Source organism: Enterobacter sp. N18-03635 (assembly GCF_004006055.1).
GTDB lineage: Bacteria > Pseudomonadota > Gammaproteobacteria > Enterobacterales > Enterobacteriaceae > Enterobacter > Enterobacter vonholyi.
This window is the reverse complement of sequence record NZ_CP034769.1, coordinates 2,124,298-2,136,814: the sequence shown is the minus strand read 5'-3', so window position 1 is coordinate 2,136,814 and position 12,517 is coordinate 2,124,298. Positions and strand designations below refer to the sequence as shown.

10 protein-coding genes are annotated in these 12,517 nt (G+C 56.5%); 7 read left to right on the top strand and 3 right to left on the bottom strand.

Going from position 1 to position 12,517, the window contains the following annotated elements; genetic code table 11:
- Nucleotides 1–24: 24 nt before the first annotated feature.
- A complete protein-coding gene (locus ELK40_RS10975; RefSeq protein WP_127730772.1) occupies nt 25–1,362 on the bottom strand; it encodes a TolC family outer membrane protein in 1,338 nt (445 codons plus the stop codon).
- Between the two features lie 741 nt (nt 1,363–2,103).
- Here ELK40_RS10975 and ELK40_RS10970 point away from each other — a divergent pair.
- Nucleotides 2,104–2,847: a DeoR/GlpR family DNA-binding transcription regulator gene (locus ELK40_RS10970; protein WP_127730770.1), complete on the top strand. Its 744-nt coding sequence runs from the start codon at nt 2,104–2,106 to the stop codon at nt 2,845–2,847.
- A 13-nt stretch (nt 2,848–2,860) separates the two neighbouring features.
- Entirely contained in the window at nt 2,861–3,928 is a 1,068-nt protein-coding gene (locus tag ELK40_RS10965; protein ID WP_127730769.1) for an oxidoreductase, read from the top strand.
- A 44-nt stretch (nt 3,929–3,972) separates the two neighbouring features.
- Here the strand turns inward: ELK40_RS10965 and cybB are convergent, their stop codons facing one another.
- The gene (gene cybB / locus ELK40_RS10960; RefSeq protein ID WP_127730767.1) at nt 3,973–4,503 is read right to left on the bottom strand and encodes a cytochrome b561; all 531 of its coding nucleotides are present in this window, start codon (nt 4,501–4,503) and stop codon (nt 3,973–3,975) included.
- Nucleotides 4,504–4,692: 189 nt separating this feature from the next.
- On the opposite strand from cybB, the gene gap reads away from it, so the two are divergent.
- Nucleotides 4,693–5,694 carry a type I glyceraldehyde-3-phosphate dehydrogenase gene (gene gap / locus ELK40_RS10955; protein ID WP_023311641.1) on the top strand — a complete coding sequence of 334 codons (1,002 nt, stop codon included), beginning with the start codon at nt 4,693–4,695 and terminating at the stop codon, nt 5,692–5,694.
- Nucleotides 5,695–5,749: 55 nt separating this feature from the next.
- Here the strand turns inward: gap and ELK40_RS10950 are convergent, their stop codons facing one another.
- On the bottom strand, nt 5,750–6,544 hold the full coding sequence (locus tag ELK40_RS10950; protein ID WP_127730765.1) for a YdcF family protein: 795 nt from the start codon (nt 6,542–6,544) through the stop codon (nt 5,750–5,752).
- A gap of 328 nt (nt 6,545–6,872) precedes the next feature.
- Between ELK40_RS10950 and ELK40_RS10945 the strand changes: the two genes are divergently transcribed.
- From ELK40_RS10945 to ELK40_RS10930, 4 genes are all read left to right on the top strand, one after another.
- Nucleotides 6,873–8,192 (top strand): MFS transporter, encoded by a 1,320-nt coding sequence (locus ELK40_RS10945; protein WP_127730763.1) that lies wholly within the window; start codon nt 6,873–6,875, stop codon nt 8,190–8,192.
- A gap of 158 nt (nt 8,193–8,350) precedes the next feature.
- Nucleotides 8,351–10,003 (top strand): MFS transporter, encoded by a 1,653-nt coding sequence (locus ELK40_RS10940; RefSeq protein WP_127730759.1) that lies wholly within the window; start codon nt 8,351–8,353, stop codon nt 10,001–10,003.
- A gap of 22 nt (nt 10,004–10,025) precedes the next feature.
- A complete protein-coding gene (locus ELK40_RS10935) occupies nt 10,026–11,105 on the top strand; it encodes an HlyD family secretion protein (RefSeq protein ID WP_111964667.1) in 1,080 nt (359 codons plus the stop codon).
- Nucleotides 11,105–12,484: an efflux transporter outer membrane subunit gene (locus tag ELK40_RS10930; RefSeq protein WP_127730757.1), complete on the top strand. Its 1,380-nt coding sequence runs from the start codon at nt 11,105–11,107 to the stop codon at nt 12,482–12,484. Before ELK40_RS10935 ends, ELK40_RS10930 begins: the two co-directional genes overlap by 1 nt.
- The last annotated feature ends 33 nt before the right edge of the window (nt 12,485–12,517 follow it).

Here is a 12,517-nt window from a genome sequence, read left to right as displayed (position 1 = left end):
TTGCGCAACACTGCGCGTCTTTTATTAACTCAAATCGGGTAATTTTGCGGCAGCGTTTTTCTCTATTCCAATAAGCGGCATTAAATTATCAACCGCGGAAGCATAATTAATTGCCGAACTCCAGCCATCATACTCAGCGATTATTTTCGCCGAAGTAGCCTGCCAGACATCCTGCTCAACGCTGAGCAGATCGTTAATGCTCCGCTTGCTCAGGGTGTACTCATTTTTATAAACATCCCGGGCGCGCAGGGCATTTTCCAGCTGCTGCTTCCCGGCCTCCATTCTTCCCCGTGCGCCGGTCCAGTCCGCCTGCGCGACGGAGGCTTTTTGCAGGACGTCGAAACGCGCCTGATCGACCTGAGAGGAGGCCATCGCTCGTGCTCCTTCAGCCTGCCGCACTCGTGCGGAAACTGCGCCCCCCTGATAAAGCGGTGCGTCAATATTGAGCTGGATCTGGTCGTCCCAGTACGAACGGTTGTCCGATTCATAACGGGTGCGCCCGCCCTTCAGGCTTAACGTCGGCCAGTGCTGGGACTTCGCCGTTTCCACGCCGTACTGGGCAGAGCGCTCCATGTTTTGCGCGGCCATAACCGCCGGTATCAGCGAGTAATCAATGCGGTTGAGCGAATCAGGTTCAACCGCGAGGTTTGCGGGTACAGGCGAATAGTTTTCTGCCTGCATACCGGTTAATACCGCAAGCCGCGCGCGGGCGCTGTTTAAGGCGGCCTGATACTGCGCGACCGTCGCCTGCATGCCGGCAATACGCGTGCGGGTCTGGAGCTCATCGGAGGTCGAGCTCACGCCCGCGTCGGCGCGCAGCTTTGCCAGCTGCTCAACGTTTTTCAGCGCCTGAACGTTCTCCTTTGCCGCCTGCAGCAGATCGGCATAGCGTTTGACCTCGACGTAGCTCAGCGCCGTTTTTTCCGCCACGTCAGAGAGCGTGCCCATCAGCTGATAGCGATAGCTATCGCGCTGGGCGGAAGACTGGCTGATGCTGTTATTGGTCTTGCCAAAATCGTACAGCAGCTGCGTCAGGCTCAGCCCCCAGGCGGCCGAATTCTTCAGCGACCCGCTGGAATCGGTGGTCTGGCTGTGCCCTGTACTCCCGTTCAACGATATTTGCGGCATCCAGCCGCTGCGCGCTTCATCTATTTGTGCCTGGCCAATACCTAATTGTGCGGCCTGCTGACTAATAGACGGATCGCGGTCGATAGCAAAAAGAACACTTTCTTTTAAGGTTGTCGTGGCAACCGGGGCAATGCCCACCTGACTGCTATTGGCGTACGCCGTATTTATGGCTAATGAAATGAATGCCAGTGCTGCTGTAAATCGGCGTAACATAGGCTTTCGTAATATCGTCATTGTTATCTCCCTGACTCTGAGTGACACTGAAGCAATTACCCAAAAAGAGGTATAGATAATTAGACAAATATCTTATTTAGCATCCTTGCCGTATTTTAGGTAAAACTCCCCCATACCCATTTCCTCTGGAGATGAGATCTGCCTGCGTCTTATTTAAATTAAGAATTTACTTATTTCCTAAACTGGTTGGCAGCATAACAAAATGTGTTTTAGGCCACTACACCCTCAATGTTAAGGCGGTGTTACAATTAAGAAAAAATATGGGGTTTCTGGACAAAACTCTTAAAATGACCTTTCAGATGAAACATATAAACCGACTGTTATTTAAGGAAAATTCTTAATTTGCTCCCTGCACATTTTTGCGTTAATTTCCGCTCGGGTCAGACACAAAGATTTTCAAAGAAGTGTCAATTTAAGTAGCCAAACAGACCCAGTTAAAATTTAATGCTATTAAAAAACTAATTAAAGTAATTAAAAACCGAACTATCACCATTTAACAGAATTAAAACCCAGACAATGATGGTGCAGTGGTTACATAACCCAAACTGTTAAATAAAACATAACAATAACATTATGATTAACATTCAGAACGGCTTGCTTATACCTGTTTAATAAAATTTTAATAATCACGCATCTGAATCATCACCTCACTCCCCGACATCAAAACGACATTGCCCTTCTCTCTGCGTTAAAATGCTGTATTATGCAAACTATTGCGACATTTTGCAGGAATGCACCCCCATGCACAAAACCGCTCGTCAACGCTACGTTCTGGATATCCTGAGCGAGCAAGGCCAGGCCAGCATCTCCGAGCTGGCCGAAAAGCTGCAGGTTTCAGCCGATACCATCCGTCGGGATCTGACCGACCTGGAGAACCAGGGCCTGGCGCAGAAGAACCACGGCGGAGCCATCGTGTTGAATCTCTCCGCCATGAACCGTCAGGGCCGCAATACGCTGCTGCCGGAGACCAAACAGCGCCTGGGTAAGCAGGTCGCACAGCAGGTTCCACCGGGCTCCACCCTTTTTCTGGATGCCGGGAGCACGGTGATGGCCGTCGCCACCTTTCTTCAGGGGCCGCTCACCGTCATTACCACGTCGCTGGATATCGCCCAGCACTTTAGCGACCGGGAAGACGTTGAGCTGATCCTGCTCGGCGGCAAATGGGACCACCAGCAGCGCCTGTTTGCCGGAAGCGCCACGTTATCTTTGCTGTCCCGTTATCGGGCAGATATCGCCATCCTCGGGGCGTGCGCCATTCATGCCGAACTCGGTCTGAGCGCCGGTAAAGAAGCGGATGCCGAGGTTAAACGCGCAATGCTCGACGCAAGCCACGTGCACTGGATTGTCGCCGATCATCTGAAAATTAACCGCTGCGAGCCGTATCTGGTTTCCGGGTTATCCAACATTCAACAACTCTTTTTAGATCGTCCCTGGCCTGAGCTTGGGGACTCTGGCGCATTGCAGGTCACGGTGTGCGCGAATTAACGTGGAGAAGGTCATGAGTAAAGTTCAAACAATCAACATTGCGCTGATCGGGTATGGATTTGTCGGGAAAACCTTCCATGCCCCGCTGATCCAGTCTGTGGACGGGCTTAAGCTGGCAGTTGTCTCTTCTCGCGATGAAGAGAAGGTAAAACGCGATCTGCCGGACGTACAGGTGGTCGCCACCCCTGAAGAGGCTATTCAGCATCCTGATGTTGACCTGGTGGTGATTGCCTCCCCCAACGCCACGCACGCCCCGCTGGCGACGCTGGCCCTGAACTCTGGTAAACACGTGGTCGTGGATAAGCCTTTCACCCTCGACATGCAGGAAGCCCGCGACCTGATTGCGCTGGCGGAGGAAAAGCAGCTGCTGCTCTCCGTCTTCCACAACCGCCGCTGGGACAGCGATTTCCTCGGCATTAAGCAGGTTATTGAGCAAGGCACGCTCGGCAAGGTCAAACACCTTGAATCGCACATTGACCGCTTCCGCCCGGAAGTGCGCGTGCGCTGGCGCGAGCAGAATGTCCCCGGGAGCGGCCTGTGGTTTGACCTGGGGCCTCATCTTATCGACCAGACGCTGCAGCTCTTTGGCCTGCCGCAGTCGGTTCAGGGGAATATCGCGACGCTGCGCGACGGCGCAGAAGTTAACGACTGGGCGCACGTGGTCTTAAACTACCCGGAGCATAAGGTGATTCTGCACGCCAGCATGCTGGTGGCAGGCGGTACGGCGCGCTTTGCCGTCCACGGGGACAAGGGCAGCGTGGTGAAGGCCAGAATCGATCAGCAGGAAGCACAGCTGCTCGCAGGGGTGACTCCCGGCAGTGAAACCTGGGGCGAAGACAGCGACAGTATGGTGTTCTTCGGCGCTGACGGCGCGCCGCAGACGATCCCTACCCCGAAAGGCGATCAGCGACAGTACTATATTAACGTGCGTGATGCGCTACGCGGGGAAATCGCCAATCCTGTCCATCCTGTTGAGGCATTAGCGGTGATGGCCGTGCTGGAAGCGGCGGTGAAGTCGTCGGAGACGGGGTCAACTCAGGGGCTGGCGTTAACTGCCGAAGAGCGTGCTTTGCTGGGTTAAAAAACAAGCCGGGTGGCGCATCGTCACCCGGCAAGCGTTAAAGACTACGAACGCTTTTTCGGCATCATGCGCAGAAGGGTATTATCTTTCCAGAAATAGTGGTGCATCAGCGCCGCCGCGGCGTGCAGGCCAATCACAAAATAGCCCAGATTTGCCAGCGTTTCGTGCCACTCTTTCAGCACATCAACCAGGTCAAAATTTGACTCTGCCGCATGCGGCATCGTCAGGCCAAAAGCAAACCAGTCGCTGCCCCGGTTATACATCATCACAATGCCAATCAGCGGCAGCGCAATAAACAGCAGATAAACCACCAGATGCCCCAGATGGGACATCCCCGTCACCATCGCTTTTGGCTTCGGTTGAATCGGTGGCGCGCGGAACTTCAGGCGAACCAGAAGACGCGTCACCATCAGCACCAGGATACTGATACCGCAAGAGACGTGGATCATGTTGATCGCCGGGCGCGCGGTGCGCGGGAAGAAACCTCTGAACTCCATGGCGCAGTAGGCGACGATGATTAACAGAAACACCAGCCAGTGGATGCCGATTTGCAGGCTTGTATATTTAGTGCGCATGTGATTTCTCGATTAAAAACAGTTACCGCGCCAACATAATCCCCTTTCCTTAAAAATTCATTAACTTTTCTGTATGGTTTTTCAAATACTTCCTCCCGCATGAAGCATCTTCAATTGCCGCCCTGCCCGTGATGGTCTAAGCCTGGATGAGTTCAAACTGTCGCATCGACACGTTTACAGGAGAACACCATGAGTAAAATTGGCATTAACGGCTTTGGACGCATTGGGCGCCTTGTACTGCGTCGCCTTCTTGAAACCCAGGACAGTAATACCGTCGTCGCCATCAACGACCTCACCTCCCCGAAAGTGCTGGCCTACCTGCTAAGGCATGATTCCAACTACGGTGGCTTCCCGTGGAGCGTGGACTTCACCGAGGATGCGCTGATTGTGGACGGTAAAACCATTGCGGTGTACGCCGAGAAAGAGGCGAAGCACATTCCGTGGAAAGCCGCAGGTGTGGATATCGTCGTGGAGTGCACCGGCTTTTATACTTCTGAAGAGAAATCACGGGCGCACCTGGACGCCGGCGCGAAGAAAGTGCTGATTTCTGCGCCTGCGGGTGACATGAAAACTATCGTCTACAGCGTTAATGACGACACCATTGACGCCAGTGATACCATCATCTCCGTCGCCTCCTGCACCACCAACTGCCTCGCTCCGCTGGCGAAAGCCCTGAACGATGCGTTTGAAATTAAGGTGGGCACCATGACCACCATTCACGCCTATACCGGTACGCAGGCGCTGGTAGATGGCCCGCGCGGGAAAGACCTTCGCGCCTCCCGGGCGGCGGCAGAGAACATTATTCCGCACACCACGGGTGCCGCCAAAGCCATTGGCCTGGTGATCCCTGCGCTCAGCGGCAAACTTAAGGGCCACGCGCAGCGCGTGCCGGTAAAAACAGGTTCGGTAACCGAGCTCGTGGCCATTCTGGGCAAGAAAGTCACCGTTGAGGAGATCAACGCCGCGCTGAAAAAGGCGACGCAGGGCAATAAATCGTTTGGGTATACCGACGAAGAAATTGTGTCGTCAGATGTGATTGGCTCGCACTATGGTTCGGTGTTTGACGCCACGCAGACGGAGGTGTCAGAGGCGGGAGAACTTCAGCTGGTGAAAGCCGTTGCCTGGTATGACAACGAATACGGTTTCGTCACTCAACTGGTGCGGACGCTGGATAAGTTTGCGGCGCTGTGATTTTTTCCCATCACCCTAACCCTCTCCCCAATGGGGCGAGGGAATTGTTCCGTGCTCAGATGATTTTTCGCGTCACCTTCAGGACCGGATCCTGCTGCAGCTGTTTCCATGCGGCCATGACGGCCTCGGGGAATTCAACGTGAGCAATATAATCCCGCCCGGCCGGGCCATAGCCGTTGGCGTCATCATACAGGCGCGGCAGTTCCCCCAGAACCAGAGAAAGATAGCGGTCAACGGGCCACAGCCCGGTGTTGCCCTCACCGAATTCCACGCCCTCTTTTGCGTTTTGCAGCGTTGGCGTAAACCCGGGATGGCTTGTCCACTCCGGTGACTCGGACTCATCCCGACAAACGCGGGCAAACGTCGCCATCGTGCGGCGCTGCATCGTCGGATCCTGCACCACCAGCACCCGCCCGGCCGTTCGATGACGCTGTTTCAGCATGTTCCAGCTAAAGCGCGCGTTTTCACCGCAGTTGGTGGATTGATCCTCAACCCACAGATGCCCCTGCGGGATCTGCCAGAACGCCCGCGCAATGTCGGCAAGAATGCTTGCTTCGGCCCGCCCTGCGACCGGTACGGTGTGGTAACGCGGATGACTGGCGATGGCAGCATATAAAAAGGTGGTCGAATGCCCGATGCCGCCGCTAATCAGGAGCGGGATTTCTCTCTGCGCGGCAATACGGCAGGCCACGTCAATGGTTGGGATCACCGCATTTCCAGCCAGAATCACCGCATCTATCTCCGGGGCCTGACGCGTCACGCTCAGTTCGTCCTGCGCCAGCCATACGCCGACAGTATTGATGGCCGCCAGCGTGGCATTCGCCAGAACGGGAAAATGGGGCTGAACCATGGTGAACTCCTCACGTTGTTGAAGCGCCGAATTTATCATTTTCTGAAATAACCAGAAACATCCAAAAATCATCGGGTTGCACCTGCCTATTATGCTTTTGATTTCCAGCCTTACAAAACATTGTATTGTGCAGACGTTATGTAAAAGCACCCGGCGCTGCTTATTTCACCGTGATCTGACCAGTTTTATCCCCCCTTCGCTTGCCAAAAACAACATCCAACCCTAAGTTGCTTAACAATTTCACAACCTTTTTCATCATCACAGGTTGCACCTGAAGCGCGCCAGGTGACACCTCTCTCTCATCATCAACGTGGCGGGGTTTCAGGTCATGACAGAACATGAAAGTACGACGACGGTATTACGAAAAAATAAAAAGGTATTAATTGCCAGCCTTACCGGGAGCGCCATTGAATGGTTTGACTATTTTCTCTACGGTACGGCGGCCGCGCTGGTCTTCAATAAGATCTTTTTCCCGATGGTCGATCCGGTGATCGGTCTCATTCTCTCGTATCTCTCTTTCTCATTAACCTTTTTTATTCGCCCCATTGGCGGGGTACTTTTCGCCCATATTGGCGACCGCATCGGACGTAAAAAAACCCTCGTTCTAACCCTCTCACTAATGGGAAGTGCAACCGTCATGATTGGTCTGCTGCCCACGTATGAGATGATTGGCCTGTGGGCTCCCGCTCTGCTGATCCTGATGCGTATCATTCAGGGGATGGGCATCGGCGGTGAATGGGGCGGCGCGCTGCTGCTGGCCTATGAATACGCGCCAGAAAAACGTAAAGGCTTCTTCGGCAGCATTCCGCAGGCGGGCGTCACCATCGGCATGCTGATGGCAACCTTTATCGTTTCGCTGATGACTCTGTTCAGCGAGGAGGATTTTCTCTCCTGGGGCTGGCGTATCCCGTTCCTGCTGAGTTCGGTTCTGGTGTTGCTCGGCCTGTGGATCCGCAAGGATATTGATGAAACGCCCGATTTTAAGAGAGTCAAAGCGTCCGGTCAGGTGGCTAAGGCCCCGCTGCGCGATACGCTGAAGCATCACTGGCGTGAAGTGCTGATCGCCGCCGGTCTGAAGGTGGTTGAAACCGCCCCCTTCTACATCTTCTCTACGTTTGTAGTGAGCTATGCCACCAGCACGCTGGCCTATCAAAAATCACAGGCGCTTGAGGCCGTGACGCTGGGAGCCCTGGTGGCGACCATTATGATCCCGCTGATGGGGCTGCTCTCCGATAAAATAGGCCGTCAGCGCATGTACGCAATCAGCGTCTTCGTGCTTGGCCTGTTTATCGTACCGTGGTTTATGCTGCTCAATACAGGTACAACCTGGGGCATCGTGCTCGCGACGGTCATCGCCTTTGGCGTGCTGTGGGCCCCTGTCACGGCGGTACTCGGCACGCTGTGCTCTGAAATTTTTAGTGCACACGTGCGCTACACCGGCATTACGCTCGGCTATCAGCTGGGTGCCGCGCTGGCCGGCGGTACCGCCCCGCTGATTGCGACCGGCCTGCTGGCGAAATACGACGGCGACTGGGTGCCGGTAGCCTGGTATCTTGCCGTCACGGTAACCATTTCCTTAATCGCGATTTTCTGCGCCAGCCGCGTTAAGCGTGCAACACTCATCCAGGCGCAGCCCGAACGTCTCTGACCATTCCCGGCCCGTCCTGCGGGCCGCTCTTTTTCCTTAAATTTCCCTTCATCATTTGATTAACATGCATAAATCATATTCACTTGAATTATCATTTGCGGCAGACGTAGAATCGCTAGCCCGCTAATTATTCAATCATTTCTAAGGTAAACGACGTTATGCGCCTGCCCGAACGCGACCCTTATGCTCCTCGCGAGTGGCAGCCACATGAGAAACCCGCCCTGCTGGGTTCGCCCTCCACGCCCGAACACAGTACGCCAAAACGCATTGCCTACGGCGTCGTGGGCCTGCTGGTCTGCCTGACGGGGGCGCTGGGGAATGCGGTGGTGACCGCCAACCTGCAAAATTTGCAGGGGACATTCGGCGCCTGGTCGACCGAAATCGCATGGCTGCCCGCGGTCTATGTGATGACCAACATCTCCATTAACCTGCTGCTGGTCAAATTCCGCCAGCAGTACGGTTTGCGGGCCTTTACGGAAGGGTTTCTGGTGCTGTACGTGCTGGTCACCTTTTTCCACTTGTTCGTTAACGATCTCAGCTCGGCGCTGATGGTGCGCGCCGCGCACGGCATGGTGGCCGCCGCGCTCAGCTCGCTGGGGATTTACTATCAAATCCAGGCCTGGCCTGCGAAGCACCGCCTGAAGGCGCTGACCATCGGCATAACCGGATCGTCGCTCGCCATCCCGCTGGCGCGCCTGTTTTCAACCGAGCTGCTGCAGCTGGACGAGTGGCGCGGGCTCTATTTCTTCGAGCTGGGGCTGGCGCTGATCTCCCTGGCCTGCGTGATAGCCTTAAAACTGCCGCCGGGCGACCGGCGCAAGGTATTCGAGAAAAAGGATTTTATAACCTTCTTTTTAATGGCCCCCGGGATGGCCCTGCTCTGCGCCGTGCTCTCGTTAGGCCGCCTTGACTGGTGGTTCGAAGCGCCGTGGATTGGCTGGTCGCTGGCGCTATCGCTGGTGCTGATTGTGGCGGCCATCGTCTTTGAACATAACCGCACTAACCCGCTGCTGAATACCCGCTGGCTGTCGAGCGGCAGCATCGTCCGCCTGGGGCTGATTATGCTGCTGATCCGTATCGTGCTGGCAGAGCAAAACACCGGCGTCATCGGCTGGCTGCAGTACGTGGGCTTACAGAACGAGCAGATGACGCACCTGGCGTGGTCTATTTTCGCCGGGATCGTCTGCGGGATCGTCACCAGCTGTCTCACCATCAAGCCCACCAAACTGGCGTGGCCAATTATTACCTCCCTGGCGCTGATGATTGTTGCCTCGCTGCTGGACAGCCAGTCTAACAACCTGACCCGCCCGGATCAGCTGATGGTAAGCCAGTTCCTGCTCGGCTTCGGCAGCGCCTTCTTCCTGGCGCCCGCCATGCTGGCCGCCATTGGCGGCGTGATCGCCGACCCGCGCAACCTGGTCAGCTTCTCGGTGATGTTTGGCATGAGCCAGAACCTCGGCGGCCTGCTGGGCTCCGCGATCCTCGGCACCTTCCAGACATGGCGCGAGAAGTACCACTCCAGCCTGCTGGCGGACCAGCTCACCACGCTCAACCCGCTGGTCAACGAGCGAATTCAGCTTTATACCCAGATGTACAAAAGCCTGATTGGCGACAGCGCGCTGCTGGGAACCCAGGCGATAACGCAGCTGCAAACGGTCACCGCGCTGGAGGCGAATATTCTGGCTTACAACGATACTTATCTGCTGACGGCGAGCATCGCTGCCGCCACGCTGGTCTGGATTTTATGGCGCTTGCTGCGCCTGCGCATCACTGCCCGTCTGGCGCTGAAGAACGCCACCGGCAACAAATAATTGATAGAGTTCTGGAGAGTTTATGAGTCAGCAGGATGCCGCCAAAGAGCAGGCCAACACCCGCAAAAATGTGCGCATTGTTTCCGTTTTTACCGCCGCCGCCATCGGTATTGTTGGCGTGCTGGTGATCCTTTACGCGTGGCAGCTGCCGCCGTTCACCCGCCACGCACAGTTTACCGATAATGCCTACGTGCGCGGTCAGACGACGTTTATCAGCCCGCAGGTAAACGGCTATATCACTGAAGTCAAGGTTCAGGACTTTGAGCAGGTCAAAAAAGGCGACCTGCTGGTGCAGATCGATGACCGAATCTATCGGCAGCGCGTGCATCAGGCCGAGGCGCAGCTGGCGATGAAAATTGCCGCCCTGAATAACAACCTGCAGCAGCGTAAAAGCGCCGAAGCCGTCATCGCCAAAAATGACGCCGCGCTGAAAAATGCCCGCGCCCAGAGCCTGAAAAGCCAGGCGGATTTAAAGCGGGTGAAAGAGCTGACCTCTGACGGCTCGCTTTCCATTCGCGAGCGCGACGCGGCGCTGGCCAGTGCCGCCCAGGGCAGTGCCGACATCGACCAGGCGAAAGCCGCCCTTGAGATGTCGCGTCAGGATCTGCAGACGGTGATTGTGAACCGCGGCGCGCTGGAGGCGGATGTCGAAAACGCGAAAGCGGCGCTTGAGCTGGCGCAGATTGACCTGCAAAACACCCGCATCATCGCCCCGCGCGACGGCCAGCTCGGCCAGATCGCCGTGCGTCTCGGGGCGTACGTGACCGCCGGAACCCATCTCACCACCCTGGTGCCGCCTCAGCACTGGGTCATTGCGAATATTAAAGAGACTCAGCTCGCAGAGCTGCGCGTCGGCCAGCCGGTGAAGTTCACCGTAGATGCCCTGAACAACAAAGCGTATCAGGGCCGCGTGGAGAGCATCTCCCCGGCGACCGGCGTGGAGTTCAGCGCCATCACGCCGGACAACGCCACCGGCAACTTTGTCAAAATCGCCCAGCGTATTCCGGTGCGCATTGAGGTGCTCGGTAAGCCTGAGGACTCCGCGCTGCTGCGTCCGGGTATGTCGGTACAGGTGACCATTGATACGCGGGAGGCGAAGTAATGATCCTTCGCCCGATTGCCGCGCTGGCGGCGGCGGTCATGCTGGCCGGATGCCAGTCCGCAGACGTAAAACCGGCGCAGCCAACGCTGCAAATTCCTGCGCAGTGGCGCACCGTCTCCGGCCCTGCCAGCCCGGCGGAGCAGCTCTGGTGGCGCAATTTTCATGACAACCACCTCAATCACTATGTGGATCAGGCGCTTAAGAATAACAGCGACGTGCTGATCGCCCGCGAACGAATTAACGAGTATCAGGCGCGGGTCTATGCAGCTGACGGGAGCCTGTTTCCTTCGCTTGACGCGGGCGTAACCGGGACGCGCGCCCGTTCGCAGTCCGCCGCGACCGGGCTGCCGGTCTACGGCACGCTGTACAGAGGTAGCCTGACGGCGAGCTATGACGTGGATATCTGGGGCGTCAACCGCAGCACGGCCAATGCCGCCGAGGCCTCGCTGGCGGCGCAAAAAGCCGCCGCCGCGGCCGCGGATTTGACCGTTGCCTCCTCCGTTGCATCCGGCTACGTCACCCTGCTCTCGCTTGACGAACAGCTGCGCGTGACCGAATCCACGCTGAAATCGCGCGAAGAGGCGTTTAACCTCGCGAAACGTCAGTTTGAGACGGGCTACAGCTCACGCCTGGAGCTAATGCAGTCGGATTCCGAACTGCGCTCAACGCGGGCGCAAGTTCCCTTGTTGCAGCATCAGATTGCGCAGCAGGAGAATGCCCTCAGCCTGCTGCTGGGAAGCAATCCTGGCGCGGTGGCTCGCAGTGAACGCTATGAGACGCTGACGCCCCTGAAGCTGCCGTCACAGCTGCCTTCTACGCTCCTGAACCGCCGCCCGGATATCGTCCAGGCCGAACGCCAGCTGGTGGCGGCTGACGCCTCGCTCGCGGCGTCGCGCGCCAGCCTGCTGCCGTCGATCAACCTGACCGCCACCGGTTCGGTTCAGGATCGCACCCTTTCCGGCCTGCTGGACAACCCGCTTCAGCTCTGGAGCGTCGGGGGCAGTATTCTCGCCCCGCTGCTGAACCGCCAGGCGCTGAATGCGCAGGTAGATATTTCTCAGTCCCAGCGTAACCAGGTGCTCTACGCCTATGAAAAAACCGTGCGTAACGCGTTTGCCGAAGTGAACAACAGCCTTGATGCGATAAGTCGCTATCAGGAACAGCTGACGGAGCTGCTTGCCCAGCAGGAGGTGGCCCAGGAGACGCTGCGCATTGCGCAGAACCGCAATCGCAACGGCTACTCCTCTTATCTGGACGTGCTGGACGCCCAGCGCACGCTGTACTCGGTTCAGACCAGCGTCGTGCAGGTGAAAAACAACCTGCTGCTTGCGCAGATTGATTTGTATAAAGCGCTGGGCGGCGGCTGGAATAGCGCGTAAACCCGGTTTGGGCGCTGATGCCATCACCCCGGC